Source organism: Sphingobacteriia bacterium (assembly GCA_017304685.1).
Taxonomy (GTDB): Bacteria; Pseudomonadota; Alphaproteobacteria; order Rickettsiales; family 33-17; genus JAFKLR01.
Window position 1 is genome coordinate 486,656 of record JAFKLR010000004.1, and the last position, 16,332, is coordinate 502,987.

At 30.7% G+C, this 16,332-nt stretch carries 15 protein-coding genes; 12 read left to right on the top strand and 3 right to left on the bottom strand.

Translation table 11 applies throughout. From position 1 onward, the window contains the following. Positions 1-10 precede the first annotated feature (10 nt). The 4 genes from J0H68_07760 to priA are packed head-to-tail and all read left to right on the top strand — an operon-like array spanning position 11 to position 4,570. Positions 11-898 carry an SPOR domain-containing protein gene (locus J0H68_07760; protein ID MBN8828586.1) on the top strand — a complete coding sequence of 296 codons (888 nt, stop codon included), beginning with the start codon at positions 11-13 and terminating at the stop codon, positions 896-898. A 1-nt stretch (position 899) separates the two neighbouring features. Then, positions 900-1,970 carry a beta-N-acetylhexosaminidase gene (gene nagZ, locus J0H68_07765; protein ID MBN8828587.1) on the top strand — a complete coding sequence of 357 codons (1,071 nt, stop codon included), beginning with the start codon at positions 900-902 and terminating at the stop codon, positions 1,968-1,970. Further along, complete coding sequence (locus J0H68_07770) at positions 1,957-2,613, top strand: HAD family hydrolase (GenBank protein MBN8828588.1); 657 nt, start codon at positions 1,957-1,959, stop codon at positions 2,611-2,613. Before nagZ ends, J0H68_07770 begins: the two co-directional genes overlap by 14 nt. Continuing rightward, entirely contained in the window at positions 2,600-4,570 is a 1,971-nt protein-coding gene (priA, locus tag J0H68_07775; GenBank protein ID MBN8828589.1) for a primosomal protein N', read from the top strand. The genes J0H68_07770 and priA overlap by 14 nt, the downstream gene beginning before the upstream one ends. 47 nt (positions 4,571-4,617) lie before the next feature. Here priA and J0H68_07780 read toward each other — a convergent pair whose 3' ends face one another. Then, positions 4,618-6,129, bottom strand: a complete 1,512-nt coding sequence (locus J0H68_07780; GenBank protein ID MBN8828590.1) for a DEAD/DEAH box helicase — start codon at positions 6,127-6,129, stop codon at positions 4,618-4,620. 364 nt (positions 6,130-6,493) lie between these two features. Between J0H68_07780 and J0H68_07785 the strand changes: the two genes are divergently transcribed. The 5 genes from J0H68_07785 to J0H68_07805 all read left to right on the top strand — a co-directional run bounded on the left by J0H68_07785 (position 6,494) and on the right by J0H68_07805 (position 10,541). Next, on the top strand, positions 6,494-6,973 hold the full coding sequence (locus J0H68_07785; GenBank protein MBN8828591.1) for an Hsp20/alpha crystallin family protein: 480 nt from the start codon (positions 6,494-6,496) through the stop codon (positions 6,971-6,973). Between the two features lie 148 nt (positions 6,974-7,121). After that, positions 7,122-7,526, top strand: a complete 405-nt coding sequence (gene sdhC / locus J0H68_07790; protein MBN8828592.1) for a succinate dehydrogenase, cytochrome b556 subunit — start codon at positions 7,122-7,124, stop codon at positions 7,524-7,526. 16 nt (positions 7,527-7,542) lie between these two features. After that, entirely contained in the window at positions 7,543-7,944 is a 402-nt protein-coding gene (gene sdhD / locus J0H68_07795) for a succinate dehydrogenase, hydrophobic membrane anchor protein (GenBank protein ID MBN8828593.1), read from the top strand. Positions 7,945-7,962: 18 nt separating this feature from the next. Further along, entirely contained in the window at positions 7,963-9,753 is a 1,791-nt protein-coding gene (locus tag J0H68_07800) for a succinate dehydrogenase flavoprotein subunit (GenBank protein MBN8828594.1), read from the top strand. Between the two features lie 2 nt (positions 9,754-9,755). After that, positions 9,756-10,541 carry a succinate dehydrogenase iron-sulfur subunit gene (locus tag J0H68_07805; GenBank protein MBN8828595.1) on the top strand — a complete coding sequence of 262 codons (786 nt, stop codon included), beginning with the start codon at positions 9,756-9,758 and terminating at the stop codon, positions 10,539-10,541. Between the two features lie 37 nt (positions 10,542-10,578). Here the strand turns inward: J0H68_07805 and J0H68_07810 are convergent, their stop codons facing one another. Further along, positions 10,579-11,391 (bottom strand): hypothetical protein, encoded by an 813-nt coding sequence (locus J0H68_07810; GenBank protein MBN8828596.1) that lies wholly within the window; start codon positions 11,389-11,391, stop codon positions 10,579-10,581. Between the two features lie 79 nt (positions 11,392-11,470). Next, positions 11,471-13,438, bottom strand: coding sequence for a hypothetical protein (locus J0H68_07815; protein MBN8828597.1), 1,968 nt, complete (start codon positions 13,436-13,438; stop codon positions 11,471-11,473). 256 nt (positions 13,439-13,694) lie between these two features. Between J0H68_07815 and rpsB the strand changes: the two genes are divergently transcribed. The 3 genes from rpsB (at position 13,695) to J0H68_07830 (ending at position 16,328) form a co-directional block, all read left to right on the top strand. Further along, the gene (gene rpsB, locus J0H68_07820; protein MBN8828598.1) at positions 13,695-14,558 is read left to right on the top strand and encodes a 30S ribosomal protein S2; all 864 of its coding nucleotides are present in this window, start codon (positions 13,695-13,697) and stop codon (positions 14,556-14,558) included. A 62-nt stretch (positions 14,559-14,620) separates the two neighbouring features. Continuing rightward, positions 14,621-15,553, top strand: coding sequence for an elongation factor Ts (locus J0H68_07825; GenBank protein ID MBN8828599.1), 933 nt, complete (start codon positions 14,621-14,623; stop codon positions 15,551-15,553). Positions 15,554-15,572: 19 nt separating this feature from the next. Beyond that, positions 15,573-16,328, top strand: a complete 756-nt coding sequence (locus tag J0H68_07830; protein MBN8828600.1) for a UMP kinase — start codon at positions 15,573-15,575, stop codon at positions 16,326-16,328. Positions 16,329-16,332 lie beyond the last annotated feature (4 nt).

Consider the following 16,332-nt stretch of genomic DNA (forward strand, 5'->3'; position numbering starts at 1 on the left):
AGGAATAATTGTGGATAAAGACGAGTTAAAAAAAGAACCTATTCTTTCTAATAATAGAAACGATATGGGTGATCTTACAGATGAATATTTTGGTGAAAAGGGCGAGAAAAGATTTAATAAGAATTTATTAGTAACTTTTGTAGTTTTACTTGCGGTTACCTCATTTGGAGCTCTCGGTTGGTATGTTTATAAAGCAAATACAAGAATTAAAACCGTTGATGAACTAGAAGTTATTAAAGCAGAAAATAAAGAGACAAAAAAACAACCGGAAGAACCTGGTGGAATGGTTGTACATGATATGGATAAGTCAATATATGATAACTTAAGTTCTTCAGTTGATAAGCAACAAAAAGTTGAAAGGATTTTACCTGCTCCTGAAGAACCAATTACTTATGAAAAAGATGTTACTAAAAAACAAAGCGTACATGTCGATGCAGATAAGCAAGAACTACATGAACATGTTGAAGTGGAAGAAAAAATAACCGAAGTTAATCAAGATGATTTTAATAATGAGAAAGTTATTAGAGAAGCTGGTGGTAAAGATAGTTTTGATAATCAATTAAAAATTGTACCAAAAGAAACTTCTAAATCTGATTTGATAAAAAAAGAACAAGAAATAAAAAGAAAGTTATCAACTCAGAAAAAAGGAAATTATATTCAGGTTGGATCGTTTAAAAGTGAGCCTGATGCAATAAAAACTTGGAAGGATTATAATAAAAAATATTCAAATATAATTGGTACAAATGGTTATTATATTGAAAAGAAAGACTTAGGATCTAAAGGGGTATTTTATAGGCTACAAATAGGTCCTGTTTCTTCTGAATCACAAGCAAGGCTTATGTGTCAAAAATTAATATCTTGTAATAAACAATGTATTTTAGTTAAAAAAGGTAGTTAATATGACAAAATATAATATTGTTGTTGGTCTTGAAGGAAAAGAGCTAGCCGAATTTGAGAAGGAATTATTGACTTCTAAACCACCTTTCGGAGTTATTCTTTTTGCTAGAAATTTAAGCGATAAAGAACAAGTAAAAGCTTTAATTTCTTCTATTAAAGATTATGCAGGAGAAGACACTAAAATATTTATTGATCAAGAAGGTGGAAGGGTTACAAGGCTTAAACCACCAGTCTTTTCTCGTGAATTAAAATCAATGGAATATTATTCAAATCTTTATAATAAAAATAAGGAATTAGGTGCTAAATTAATCTATTTAAATTCCTACTTATTAGGTAAAGAACTTTTAGATGAATTTGATATAGATGGTAACTTCGCACCAGTTTGTGATTTGAGATTTGAAAAAGCACATAAAATTATTGGTGATAGAAGTTTTGGAAGTACACCAGAAGAAGTAGCTTTAATGTCTTATGAAATGTATAAAGGTTTACTTCAAAGTGGAGTGATACCATGTATAAAACATATTCCAGGTCATGGAAGAGCAATGGAAGATAGTCACCTTGAATTACCAACCGTTGAAACATCTTTAATTGAATTAGAACAAACTGATTTTAAAGTATTTAAATTGTTATCAAGCAAAACTAATTTTGCAATGACAGCTCATGTAAAATATACAGCTCTTGATGAAGAAAAACCTGCGACAATTTCTAAAAGTACTATTGATTATATTAGAAACAATATCGGTTTTAAAGATATTATTATAACCGATGATTTAGCTATGAAAGCGTTAGGTGGGTCAATTAAAGAAAAAGCAGAAGAATCTTTAAATGCAGGTTGTGATATTATAATGCTGTGTAGAGGAACAGAAGATGATTATAGAGAGTTTTATGATGTTGCAACTCCAATTTCATCTGATTTAGAAACAAAAATTAATAAACTTGAAAAGTCTATTTCAAATAATACCTCTACAATTTCATTCGAAGATGCTTTAAATGAATTTAATCAAACATTATTAGCTTTAAATGATGGCAACACAAAACTTGCTTCTGAAGGATGGATGCATGAAATTGGTTAAACCAAAAGCTATACTTTTTGATTGGGATAATACTCTTGTAAGTACGTGGCCTATTATTCATAAAGCTTTGAATGAAACTTTTAAAGAAATGGGTAAAGAAGTTTGGTCATTTGAAGAGACAAAAGAAAAAGTAAGTCATTCAGCGAGAGATAATTTTCCAAAAATATTTGGCGAAAAATCGGAAGAAGCAATAGTTATTTATAGAAAACATTATCGTACATTTTCTGAGACAAGTGAATATGATACGCTAGAAGGTGTTTTAGAATTATTAAATTACTTAAGAGAACAGGGAATTTATCTAGCGGTAGTAAGTAATAAACTTGGTGAAATTTTAAGGCCTGAAGTTGAACGAATTGGTTTACATGAATATTTTATAAAAGTTGTAGGTTCGTTTGATGCTTTAAGAGATAAACCCTTTCCTGACCCTGCATTTCTTGCTTTAGAAGGAAGTAATATTCATCCTGGTGATCATGTTTGGTTTATAGGAGATACTTTTGCTGATATTGAATGCGCTCATAATGCTGGTTTTAAGGCAGTATTAATTGGTGAATATAATTCTAAATTAATGCCTCGTGAGCCACATTTAGTTATAAATAATCATAAAGAATTATTAGATTTAATAAAATCCTGTGAAAACAATTAGACAAGTTGTCATTCCAGTAAGCTATAAAGAAGGTTTGTTAGATTATGAACTACCAGACCATATAAAGGCTAATATAGGTTCTATTATTGAAGTAGAATTTGGTAAAAAGACCTTTATAGGTTTTATATGTAGTGACTTTACCTCAACAATAGATATTGCAAAACTAAAACCTATATTAAAAAAATTAGATTTAAATATATCTCCCAATTTAATAAATTTTATTAAAAAAGCTGCGCATTATAATTTAGCGGGTTTAGGTGATATTTTTAAAATGGTCTTACCTGGTTTTAGTGAAAAACTTATTCAAGAAATACATAAAATTACTTTAGGAAATTTAGAATATAAATTTAATTATCCTACTTTAGTAGAATCACAACAAGAAGTGTATAATTATTTAAAAACTGAAGTAATTGAGAAATCAGAAACATGTTTAATTGAAGGTGTAACTGGTTCCGGTAAAACCGAGGTTTATTTAAGTTTAATTATGGATGTAATTAAACAAGGTGATAACCAAGCGCTCGTATTATTTCCTGAAATATGTCTAACCACACAAATGATAGAAAGATTTAAAAATCGCCTTGGATTTGAACCTATAATTTGGCATTCATCTTTAACTCAAAAACAAAGAAGAGAAGCGCTTGCAAAAATAATAAATGGTGCTGCAAAAGTAGTAATAGGAGCAAGAAGTGCATTGTTTCTTCCTTATAAGAATTTGCAATTAATTGTTGTCGATGAAGAGCATGAACAATCGTATAAGCAAGAAGATAATGTCTGCTACCATGCAAGAGATATGGCAGTTTTAAGAGGTGCTATTGAGAAAATCCCTGTTCTTTTATGTTCTGCAACTCCATCCCTCGAAAGTTTAGTAAACGTTAAATATGATAAATATAAATACGTTAAACTTAATAATAGGTATGGCAGTGCGACACTTCCAAAAGTAAACATTGTAGATATGCGACAAAATAAAAGAGAAGGTTTTATTAGTCAGGAATTACTTACCGAGCTTAAAAAGGTATTAGAGCAAAATAAGCAAGCTATGTTTTTCTTAAATAGAAGAGGTTTTGCTCCACTCATGCTTTGCAGGCATTGTGGCTATAGAATAACTTGCCCAGATTGTTCAACATGGCTTGTAACGCATCATAAAAGCCGTGTTATGAAATGTCATTATTGTGATTATACAATTCCTCTCCCTAAAGAATGTCCTGAATGTAGCCAAACTGAATCGTTAGTGGCTTGTGGTCCTGGAGTTGAGCGTATTGCTCATGAAATTCAAGAAGCTATTCCTAATATCAATGTTCTTGTTATGTCGCGGGATAATATTGAAGATATTGAATCCTACAGTGAAATGATCACACAAGTTGCTAATAATGAAGTAGATGTAATTATTGGAACTCAAATGATTGCAAAAGGCTTACATTTTCCTAATGTTGAGCTTGTAGGAATAATAGATGCGGATATGAGCCTTTATGGAGGTGATTTAAGAGCGAGTGAACGTACGTTTCAATTACTAAATCAAGTTGCAGGGCGGGCAGGTAGAGAAAGTAATATTGGTAAAGTATTTTTACAAACTTTTAATCCGGATAATCCACTTATTAAAGCAATTGCAAATTATGATAAAGATAGTTTTAGCGAGCAGGAAGTTCAGGAAAGAAAAATGTCTTTTATGCCACCGTTTAGCAGGCTTATTGCAATTGTATTATCTGATTTAAACGAGGAAAGATTAAAAAAAATTGTGAGAGAATTTTATACTCATGCGCCACTAAATAATGAGGTTTTAATATTAGGTCCTGTAGAAGCGCCAATATATAAAATTAGAAATAGATTTAGATATAGATTTTTACTTAGATCAACTAAAAAATTTAATTTACAGGAATATGTAAAAAAGTGGTTTGAAATTTATAAATTGCCGCCACAAGTTAGGATAAAAATAGATGTAGATCCATATAATTTTAATTAGTTATCTGAGTTATAAATGTATATTATAACTCAGATAATCAAATATTATTAGTTAGCTTTTTTAGTTAACTTTAAAGTTTTTCTTTGAGGACCTTTTTTAAATCCGCCTGGCTTTTTAAAACCTTCAGATTTTTTAAATCCGCCATCAGATTTCTTGAAACCACCATCAGATTTTTTAAATCCTCCGTCTGCTTTTTTAAATCCACCTGTTTTTTTGAAACCGTCAGATTTTTTAAATCCACCATCTGTTTTCTTAAATCCATCACCTTTAAAGCCATCGTTTTTAAAGCTATCATTTCTAGACCCATCAGATTTTTTGAATCCATCTTCTGATTTAAAGCCACCTTTTTTATATCCATCTCTTTTTGGAGCATTTGGATTTTTAGAGAATCTATCATTTCTCTTATTATTTCTTCTACTTGAATTACCGCCACCATGACCAGATCTAACTTCAGGTTTAACATTTGAAGTTTTAGAATCAGGATCCATGAAATTACAAATAACTCTCCATTTTTTGCTATCTTTTGGAGATACTAAACATAAAGCAAAACCTTCTGCACCAGCGCGTGCTGTTCTACCGATTCTATGAATGTAATCTTCTGGTGAATTTGGTAAATCATAATTAATTACGTGTTTAATATGCGAAATATCTAAACCACGAGCAGCAACATCTGTTGCAACTAATACATTAAAACGATTGTGACGGAAAGAGTTAATAATTCTTTCACGTTTATTTTGACGTAAATCTCCGTGAAGAGCCATAGCTTTATGATTTAAACTTTGTAATTTTTCTGCTAAACGGTCTGCGCCAATTTTTGTAGCAACAAACACAATTATTGAACCTTCACGTTCATTAATTTCATGTAAGAATTTATCATATTTCTTTTCTTCAGAAACCTGAATAACATCTTGTTTAATTTTTGCTGCAGGTGCAATTACTGAACCTATAGAAATTCTTTCAGGTTGGTTAAGATATTTTTGCGCTAAACTTGCTACATTTGTAGGAAGGGTTGCAGAAAACATTAATGTTTGTCTTTTTTTAGGAAGGTTTTTAATAATTTCTTCTATTTGAATACTGAAACCCATATCAAACATGCGATCCATTTCATCTAGTACTAAGAAATCAATGTTTGAGCATGGAAATGTTTTACGTTGAATATGATCAATAACTCTACCTGGTGTACCAACAATAATTCTTGGTCTGCTTTTAAGTATTTGAAGTTGTTTCACTATTGATTCGCCACCAATTAAAAGAGCAACACGAGTTTTAGGCTGGTTGCTTATAAGTTGTTTTATAGCTTTTTCTACCTGTTGTGCAATTTCGCGTGTTGGCATTAATATAAGAGCTGAACTTTCAGGATTTTCTATTAATTTAGAAATTAAAGGAATAGAAAAAGCTAAAGTTTTTCCTGTTCCTGTTTGTGCTGATCCTAAAACGTCACGACCTTGTAGAGCTAGTGGTATAGTTTGAGCTTGTATTGGGGTTGGAGTAGCGAATTTTAATCTTTCAAGTGATTGGCTAAGTAATTTGGGTAAACCCATTTCTTGGAAATTGTTCATTTATAAACCTTTTTAAAAAATAAAAAAAATACTCACAATTAACATATATTTGTGAGGTTAAAACTTCAGATAAAAAGTTATTGTAAGTATTTTCAAGAACTTAAGTGCTATATTTTATTTCAAAAAAAGAGCTTTATGAATCTGAAGAGATAATTAAAATTGTTGGTATAATAATTTATTTTTTAATTAATAGCAAGGAAATAATTAGATATTTTGTAAATAAAAAGATTTGTAAATCAATGAATTGAATTTAACTTTATATTTCAATGGTTAATAATCTATCTCTTGAAAAACTAAAGATAATCTTTATATTTATTAATATACAGTGTGAATTTGGTAGTAACTCTTAAAAATGGAGGTCATTATGAATTTACGTAAACTTTTACCGCATGATTGGAATAAATCTATTACAGATCATTTTCCTTTAAGTTCTCTTCAAAAAGAAATGGATAAATTGTTTGATGATTTTTCAAAGAGATTTTATTCTCCACTATCTTCTTCTACAAGTTTTTTTCCTTCAGTAGATGTAAGTGAAACAGATAAAGAAATTAAAATTGCAGCTGAATTACCTGGTATTGATGAAAAAGATATTGAGTTAACTTTAGACAATGGGCTTTTAACAATTAAAGGAAAAAAAGAAATTGTAAGAGAAGAAAAAGAGGAAAGTTATCATATAATTGAAAGAAGTAAAGGTAACTTCTTTAGATCTTTTCAATTACCATATAATAGTATAACTGACAAAGATCTAGAAGCAAAATTTAAGAAAGGTGTTTTAAATATAATTATAAAAAAACCTAAAGAACAAATTAATAATAGTAAAAAAATCGCTATTAAAGCAGAGTGAAATTAAAGGGTTAAGATTAATATTGTAATTTTAACCCTTTAACTTATTGAGTTCTTAATAAAATATTCTTATATTTATAAATTAATTGTAATTATTGACTTGGAATGTTATTTTTGATAACTAGTCGATAGAAATATAAGGATATTTTATGGATTCAAAGTATAAAAACAAACCTCTTTCACCGCATTTAAGCATTTATCGTCCACAAATTACTTCAGTAATGTCCATAACACATAGAGCGACAGGATTTATTTTATATTTTGCACTTATTCTAATTGTTTGGGGATTAACTGTTTTAACATATTGCGATCATTTACAATTTGAAATTCAAGCTTTCTTAAAACAAAATAGCTGTGTTATAAATATATTCCATACCCTTTTAATATTTATAATGTTTGCTACTTTTTATCATCTACTAAATGGATTAAGGCATCTTTACTGGGATATAGGTAAAGGCTTCACAATAAAATCGGTTTATATTACAGGTTATAGTGTAATTATAGGTAGTATAGTTCTTACAGCAATTAGCTGGTTATATTTTTATAAATTATAGATTCAGGAGGAATTAAATGAATAAAAGCGAGTTTAAATCTCCTTTAGCATTTGCAAAAGGCTTAGGTTCATCTCAATCAGGTACAGGGCATTTCATACATCAAAGAATTTCTGCGGTACTACTATTACCATTACTTTTATGGTTTGTTGTAACCTCATTACATTTTCTTGCAGTACCTTTAAATCAAGGCTTTAAGTTAATTGCTCATCCATTTAATACTATAGCGCTTTTATTAACAATAATAGTATCTTTATACCATGGTATGTTAGGTATGAAGGTAATTATAGAAGATTATGTTCATAAAGAAGGAGTAAAAACTTGTATATTACTTTTATTATATGGACTTACATATTTTACAATGGCTCTTGGTATTATATCTTCAATTGCTATACATATTAAATATTTTATAAATCAATAATCAATTTTTGGAACAAAAATGTCTGCTTACGAAATTATAGATCATGAATACGACGTGGTAGTTGTAGGTGCTGGAGGTGCAGGACTTAGAGCTACTTTTGGAATGGCAGAGGCAGGTCTTAGAACTGCTTGTATTACAAAAGTTTTTCCAACAAGAAGTCATACTGTAGCTGCACAAGGTGGAATAAGTGCTGCACTCGCTAATATGGGTGAAGATGACTGGCGTTGGCATATGTACGACACAATAAAAGGATCTGATTGGCTTGGTGATCAAGATGCTATTGAATATATGTGTAAAAATGCTATGCAGGCAATTATTGAATTAGAACATTATGGGGTTCCATTTTCGCGTACAAAAGAAGGAAAAATATATCAGCGTCCTTTCGGTGGAATGACAACGCATTATGGTGAGGGTAAAGCTGCTCAGCGTACATGTGCAGCAGCCGATCGTACGGGACATGCTATACTTCATACTTTGTATCAACAATCGCTTAAATTTAAAGCAGAATTTTTCATAGAATATTTTGCTCTCGATTTAATTATGGATGATGAAGGAGCATGTAAAGGTGTTATAGCTTGGAATTTATTAGATGGAACTATTCATCGTTTTAAAGCGCATATGGTGGTTTTAGCTACAGGCGGATATGGAAGAGCGTATTTTTCAGCTACTTCCGCTCATACATGTACTGGTGATGGTAATGCAATGGTGGTGCGTGCAGGTTTACCACTTCAGGATATGGAATTTGTTCAATTTCACCCAACTGGAATTTATGGTTCAGGTTGTTTAATAACCGAAGGTTCGCGCGGGGAAGGAGGATATCTTGTAAATTCAAATGGTGAAAGATTTATGGAAAGATATGCGCCTTCAGCAAAAGATTTAGCATCTCGTGACGTTGTAAGCAGAGCTATGACAATTGAAATTAAGGAAGGTAGAGGCGTTGGCCCTAAAAAAGATCATATATATTTACACCTTGATCATCTTGATCCAAAAATTTTACATGAAAGATTACCTGGTATTTCTGAAACAGCAAAAATATTTGCGGGAGTTGATGTAACAAAGCAACCTATTCCAGTAATACCAACTGTTCATTATAATATGGGTGGTATACCAACGAACTATCATTGTGAAGTTGTGAGGCCAACTAAAGATAATCCTGATAATGTAGTGCCAGGACTTATGGCAATTGGTGAAGCGGCCTGTGTTTCTGTGCATGGAGCAAATCGTTTGGGTTCCAATTCATTATTAGATCTCGTTGTATTTGGAAGAGCTGCCGCACTTCGTGCAAAAGAAGTTGTGAAGCCAAATTCTTTACATAAAACTACTACACCTAATGATGCAGATAAAGCTTTATCACGATTCGATAAAATTAGAAACGCAAATGGTTCAATTCCTACTGCTGATTTACGTGAAGAAATGCAGCAAGTAATGCAATCACATGCGGCTGTATTTAGAACAGAAGACTCGCTTAAAGAAGGTTGTGAATTAATTGACCAAGTAAGAGGAAAATTTAAAGAGCTTAATGTAACTGATAGATCATTATGTTGGAATAGTGATTTAGTAGAAGCTCTTGAATTAGATAATTTACTTGATCAGGCAGTTATTACTATGCATAGCGCATATAATCGTAAAGAAAGTAGAGGGGCGCATGCAAGAGAAGATTATACTGAACGTGATGATGAAAATTGGATGAAGCATACAGTAACCTGGATTGATGATCAAAAACATGTTAAGATTGATTACAGGCCAGTTCATATGAATACGTTAACAGATGAAGTTAAACCAATACCACCAAAGAAGAGAGTGTATTAAAAATGGTTGAATTTGCATTACCAAAAAATTCTAAAATAAAAAAAGGTAAAGAATATAAGTCAAAGAAGGAATCTAAAAATATTAAAAAGTTTCATATTTATAGATATGATCCTGATTCTGGCGATAATCCAAGTGTAGATACTTATGAATTGGATTTAGATTCTTGTGGTCCAATGATTTTAGATGCTCTTATCAAATTAAAAGGTGAAACTGATAGCACTCTTACTTTCCGTCGTTCATGTCGTGAAGGAATTTGTGGCAGTTGCGCTATGAATATTGATGGAACAAATACGCTTGCTTGTACTAAAGCCATTGATGAGGTTAAAGGTGATGTGAAAATTTTCCCACTTCCGCATATGCCGGTGATAAAAGATTTAGTTCCTGATTTAACGCATTTTTATGCTCAATACGCTTCTATTGAACCATGGTTAAAAGCAGACACTCCACCACCGCCAAGCAAGGAAAGATTGCAATCACCTGAAGATAGAGCAAAACTTGATGGATTATATGAATGTATTCTATGTGCATGTTGCTCAACAAGCTGTCCAAGTTATTGGTGGAATGGTGATAAATATTTAGGGCCTGCCATTCTTCTTCAAGCTGCAAGATGGTTGAATGATTCACGTGATGATCACACCGGTGAACGCTTAGATGATTTAGAAGATCCATTTAAATTATATAGATGTCATACCATTATGAATTGCACTAAAACCTGTCCGAAGGGTTTAAATCCGGCAGAGGCAATTGGTGAAATTAAACAAATGATGGTAGAAAGAAAAGGAATATAAAAAAAAAGGCGCTTTTTTAAAGCGCCTTTTAATTTAATTATCTTGTACGTTGAGTAGAAATAATATTTTCAACTAAACCAGTTAGCGTTTTAGTTTTTTCTTCTTTTTTATCCCATTCGATTACATGGATTTTTGCATCGTGAGCTACATTTTTATTTGCAGACATATCACGTTCTAATTGTTCTCTTAAAGCTTCATTTTCAATTTTATTTGTTCCTGTAATATAGGCAGTATAAGAATATTGATCAGAAAATTTTCCAGTATCAATTTCTTCTTTGATAACTTTTTTTAATAATCCTTTACCGTCTATTTTTTCGATATAACTTAATCTAACATTCACATTTCCTATTTTCCTTAAATTATACGTATCAGATTCAGGGTTGTAATCATATTCAATTTTAATATTTTCTTTTTTTAATAACTCTATAACATCTCTAATGTCTTTATTATTTGTATAACTTATAATTATGAATTTATTTCCTTCTTTTTTTGCAAGATCAATTAATTCTTTTGCGTAATTTAAATTATTTACTTGCTCACTTTTCTCTTTTTTATTCCAAGCTTGATTAAATTCCTCTATTGTGAATTCAACGTCAAAAGTTTTTTGAATTTGATCTAACATATATACGTTAAATTCATTTTCAGATAGAATTCCTTGTTTAAAAGCTTGAATTGCATCGTCACTTTTTTTAATAACTTGAGTAATAGCTGGAATGAGAGTTAAAGGATCTAAATTTGGATTATTTTTCTTATTTTTAATTAAACCTATAAATTCCATTACTACAGGTTGGTAATTAGGAGTAAAAATTTCTCCTAAAGAAATAATAAAAAGGTTTTGTTGTTTACTCATTGTAGTATCTCCTAAAAAAATTAAAGATAGGTTAGTCTGTTATTTTTATACTAACCTATCTTTAAACTACAGCAAATTATTATTTACTTTTCGGAGGGGAGCCAACGGCATTATTGTTAGTAGGTTTTTTACTTTGTTCCGTATTGACTCTATGGCTTTTCGGTGAAGCCATAGGTGATCTTGGGGAAAGTGGTGGATTGAAATAATTCAAAACTACATTTTCAATTGATCCTACTATCCATTCAATTTCATTTATTACTGGGTCATCTTTTGAAAAATAGGTTGTTAAAGTAATATTGCCATTAGCTGTACCTGACATTTTTTTGTTATATGTTACTTGAATATCAAATTTATCCACTGCATTTACAAAAAAACATTTTTCAAGATCGTTTTCTTTTACTACTACTCTTATCATATTTACAAATTTTATTTTTTTAGTAAATGATGAGTATATTTTAATACCCGCTACAGTAGGTTCGTTTCCCTCTTTATTTATAACAAAAAAATCTTTTTGAAGTTCCTGTAATATATAATTTAATTCAAAAGGTAAGAGTTTTGTAACGAAATAAACTTTATGACCTTCTTTATTAGCTAAAATAATTTGATTTAAGTTATCAGTAAAAAGAGTTATTTTTTTCTTTGGTTCATCAAGACTATCGCTATTAGCTACATTAATTTTAATAATTCCTTGTTTTAAACCTTTGTAATATAATTCTTTAAGTTTTTCAGCGTTAAGTTTTTGAACAAGATCAAATTTTTGCCAGTTATCCATAATATCTTTAATTCTCATTAAGCGAGTGGTAATGGAGTTTGCTAGTATTTCAAAGAATTTGTTTTCAAGGTCTTGCTCAGTTTTATATTCAAACTTATTAATTTCATATTTCGCATCACGGAAAGCTTCAGGTAAAATTAAAACAAGTTCTTGGCCAATGTTATGATCAATTAAATATAGCTTCATTTCTTTTGCTGCTATTTTTGGTACGTCTGCATAATCAATTGATTCATTTTCTTTACAACGTTTTGAAACTGTTAGCATAATTTTTCTATGTGCTGCTTCATCAATTTTTTTTAAATCAAAAATAATTGAATCATCTTTTTCTATTATTTCTTTAAGTGTATTTTTACAAAATTCAGTAAATGGTTCATATATTTTGTTGGTTGATAAATTAAATAATGTATCAAACTGAACAATAAAATTTTGTTTATTAATTTTACTTAATTTTGAGGACTTTTCTTCTAATATTTTATTTTTAATATTGGTAATTTTACTATTAACTTGTAAATAAAGAGAAAGGTTATTTTCTGCTTTAGGATCAATGGAAACATAATAAATTTCTTGTCCTTCTTGTTTATTAATCATTAAAAGATTGCCAAGTGAATGGTGGTTATTTAGCTTAACGCAATAAACATTGCTATATTTACCTAAAAAAGATTTAGGTATGCTATCTCTATTTAAAAAATGAACTTTTTCTTTTGTAGGGCCTAAATATTTTTCTAATGATTGTTTAAATTTATTTAATTGATTTGAATCGATTTTTTCTGAAATAAAAGCAATTTCATAATCTTCAGCTAGCCTAAACTGTAATAATTCTGAAAAATTTCGAAGCATTTTTGGAAATGTTTCAATTAATTCTTTTTTGACCATTTCAAGGGTGGGATCGTTTCTATAATATTTAATAACTTCTGTAGCAAGATCATTTAAATTCGCGTCAGTTTTTTGTCTATATAAGCCATAAGCTAGGTTATCAATAGTAATGACAATGTTTTTAAGCATTTCATTGGAGATAGTAATAATTTTCTTTGCGGATTCAGGACCACTTGTAATAACTTTTTTATTAACTTCACCATTATTGCGGCCTATTATTGAAGCTCTTCTTTGAGCTGTTGGATTAGTACTTTTAGCTAATAAAAATTTTCTGTATTCGTTGGAAGTAGCTTCTAATGTATCAAGCGTTAAAATTTCATCAAAATCAACTATCACTAATTCTTTTTTTAAGGTATCTTGTTTGCTATCAAGCTTGAGCCTTAAATTTTCTTTTCCTTGCATAAACAGTCTCTTACTATTAAATATTAAATAATTGTTATCATTATATTGTCTTATTAACTAAATATTAACTAAATTGTCTAACATAAAAGCTTGCAAAAAAAAAGTTTTTTTTTATAATTTGGTAAGCTTTTATAGGACAAACCTATAAGTAGCTGATTTCTCACGCATTTTAATCTAGATAAAATTTAGTAGTGTCCTAATTTTTGGGATTCAGTTTAAAATGCGGTGGTTTAACTACTAAAACAAAAGGAAAAATATGTCAAACGTACCTCAATTTACTATTAAAGAATTATTAGACGCTGGTGTTCATTTCGGACACAAAACTATGCGTTGGAACCCAAAAATGGCTCCATATATATATGGAGAAAAAGATGGAGTGCATATCGTTGACCTAGGTCAAACTGCTCCATTATTACACAGGGCTCTTGTTACAGTACACGAAGTTATTAGAAATAATGGCAGAGTATTATTCGTCGGTACTAAAAAACAAGCTTCTGATATTATTTCAGAAGAAGCTAGAAGATGTGGACAATATTATGTTAATAGCCGCTGGTTAGGTGGAATGTTAACTAACTGGCCTACAGTATCAGCTTCAATTAAGAAATTAGAAGATATTGAAAAAAACCTTAATGATGAAAATGTTACCGAAAAACTTACTAAGAAAGAAATTCTTGAACTTACAAGAAAAAGGGACAAATTAGAAAGATCTTTTGGTGGTATACGTCAAATGGGTGGTCAGCCAGACCTACTATTTATTATCGATACAAATAAAGAAAACTTAGCGGTTAAAGAAGCTGCGAAACTTGGTATTCCAGTAATTGCTATTTTAGATACTAATTCTGATCCAGATAATATTACATATCCAGTACCTGGAAATGATGATGCATCAAGATCAATTAGATTATATAGTAAATTAGTTGCCGATTCAGTAATTGCAGGTATTCAAGATAGTTTAGCTGCTTCAGGTGTAGATATTGGTGAAATAGAAGATATCACTCAATTAGCTAGAGAAGCGCAAGAAAAGAAAGATGATAAATTTTCTAAAGCTAAACCTAAAAAAACTGTAACTAAAAAACCAATGGGAAAACCAAAAGTTAGCAGAAAAGAAAACGTAGAATAGAAAATAAGGGTAGGTTTTAAGCCTACCTTTATATAAAAAATTTAAAGAGAAAGGTAATAAATATGTCAGGTATTTCCGCACAAATAATTAAAGAATTAAGAGAAAAAACTGGCGCTGGAATGATGGATTGCAAAAAAGCGCTAGAAGAAAATAATGGTGATTTTGAGCAAGCTGTTGATTGGCTTAGAAAAAAAGGACTCGCAAGCGCTGCTAAAAAAGCAGGAAGAATAGCTGCTGAAGGTTTAGTAGGTGCGCTTGTTTCAGGTAAAAAAGGTGTAGTAGCTGAATTAAACGCTGAGACAGATTTCGTTGCACGTAATGACCAATTTATGCAATTAACCGAAAATATTACTAAACAATTACTCACATCGCCAACTAATGATGTTGAAGCTTTAAAAAATGCTCAACTTGCGAGTGGTAGCACAGTTCAAGAAGAAATTCAAAACGCTATTGCTGTAATTGGCGAAAACATGAACCTAAGAAGAATAGCTAGTGTTTCAGTTGATAATGGTATTGTTGTAAGCTATGTTCACAATGCAGTAAAAGATGGTTTAGGTAAGATTGGCGTTTTAGTAGCTCTTGAAACTCAGGCTGAACCAGAGCAAGTAACAACAATTGGTAAGCAAATAGCAATGCATATTGCTGCAGCTAAACCAGAATCATTAACAGTAGAAGAGCTAGATCAAAATTTAGTTGAAAGAGAAAAAAATATTGCAGCTGAACAATCACGTGCCTCTGGTAAACCAGAAAGCGTTGTTGAGAAAATGATCGAAGGAAGAATTCGTAAATTCTATGAAGAAGTAGTTCTTCTTGAGCAAGTATTCGTTATTGACGGAAAAAGTAAAATTAACCAAGTTTTAGCTGATTTAAGTAAAAACTTAGGTAAAGAAGTGAAAATTAAGCAATTCGTACGTTTCGCTTTAGGTGAAGGTATTGAAAAACAAGAAGCGAATTTTGCTGATGAAGTTGCAGCAGCTGCAGGCTTAAAAAGCTAATTTAATTAAAAGGGATCAAATGGCAGGTACTAAGATAAAGTTTAAAAGAGTTTTACTTAAAGTTTCTGGTGAGGCTCTAATGGGTAATCTGCCATTTGGTCATGATCCATTAACAATTGGAAGAATATGCGAAGATATCGCTGAAGTACATGAACTTGGTGGTCAGGTTTGTGTAGTAGTAGGTGGTGGCAATATATTTAGAGGTGTTTCCGCAAAAGAAATAGGAATTGACCGAGCAAGTGCTGATTATATGGGAATGCTTGCAACAGTTATGAATGCTCTTGCTTTACAAAGTTCCTTAGAAAAAATGGGAATTCATACAAGGGTTCAATCAGCAATACCAATGACTACAATTTGTGAACCATATATAAGACGTCGCGCTGTAAGACATATGGAAAAAGGGAGAGTAGTAATTTTTGCTGGTGGAACTGGTAATCCATTTTTTACCACTGACACTGCAGCAGCTTTAAGAGCTGTTGAAATGAATTGTGATGCATTATTAAAAGGTACCCAAGTTGATGGCGTATATAATGATGATCCAAAAAAGAACAAAAAGGCAACACGCTTCGATACGCTGACATATAAGCAAGTATTACAAGATGATTTAGGGGTTATGGATGCCTCAGCTATTGCACTTGCAAGAGAAAACAAAATACCAGTAGTAGTATTTTCATTACATGAAAAAGGTGGTTTTGCTAAAGTTTTACAAGGTAAAGGCACATTTACAATAATTTCACATGAAGGTAGTGAAACTGTAGTAGCAGAAAAAATATAAATAA

Excerpts from the sequence above, each read along its gene's own strand:
- nagZ (MBN8828587.1), top strand. The coding sequence starts at position 900 with ATGACAAAATATAATATTGTTGTTGGTCTTGAAGGAAAAGAGCTAGCC.
- J0H68_07770 (MBN8828588.1), top strand. The coding sequence starts at position 1,957 with ATGAAATTGGTTAAACCAAAAGCTATACTTTTTGATTGGGATAATACT.
- J0H68_07780 (MBN8828590.1), bottom strand. The coding sequence starts at position 6,129 with ATGAACAATTTCCAAGAAATGGGTTTACCCAAATTACTTAGCCAATCA.
- J0H68_07785 (MBN8828591.1), top strand. The coding sequence starts at position 6,494 with ATGAATTTACGTAAACTTTTACCGCATGATTGGAATAAATCTATTACA.
- sdhC (MBN8828592.1), top strand. The coding sequence starts at position 7,122 with ATGGATTCAAAGTATAAAAACAAACCTCTTTCACCGCATTTAAGCATT.
- sdhD (MBN8828593.1), top strand. The coding sequence starts at position 7,543 with ATGAATAAAAGCGAGTTTAAATCTCCTTTAGCATTTGCAAAAGGCTTA.
- J0H68_07800 (MBN8828594.1), top strand. The coding sequence starts at position 7,963 with ATGTCTGCTTACGAAATTATAGATCATGAATACGACGTGGTAGTTGTA.
- J0H68_07805 (MBN8828595.1), top strand. The coding sequence starts at position 9,756 with ATGGTTGAATTTGCATTACCAAAAAATTCTAAAATAAAAAAAGGTAAA.
- J0H68_07810 (MBN8828596.1), bottom strand. The coding sequence starts at position 11,391 with ATGAGTAAACAACAAAACCTTTTTATTATTTCTTTAGGAGAAATTTTT.
- J0H68_07815 (MBN8828597.1), bottom strand. The coding sequence starts at position 13,438 with ATGCAAGGAAAAGAAAATTTAAGGCTCAAGCTTGATAGCAAACAAGAT.
- rpsB (MBN8828598.1), top strand. The coding sequence starts at position 13,695 with ATGTCAAACGTACCTCAATTTACTATTAAAGAATTATTAGACGCTGGT.
- J0H68_07825 (MBN8828599.1), top strand. The coding sequence starts at position 14,621 with ATGTCAGGTATTTCCGCACAAATAATTAAAGAATTAAGAGAAAAAACT.
- J0H68_07830 (MBN8828600.1), top strand. The coding sequence starts at position 15,573 with ATGGCAGGTACTAAGATAAAGTTTAAAAGAGTTTTACTTAAAGTTTCT.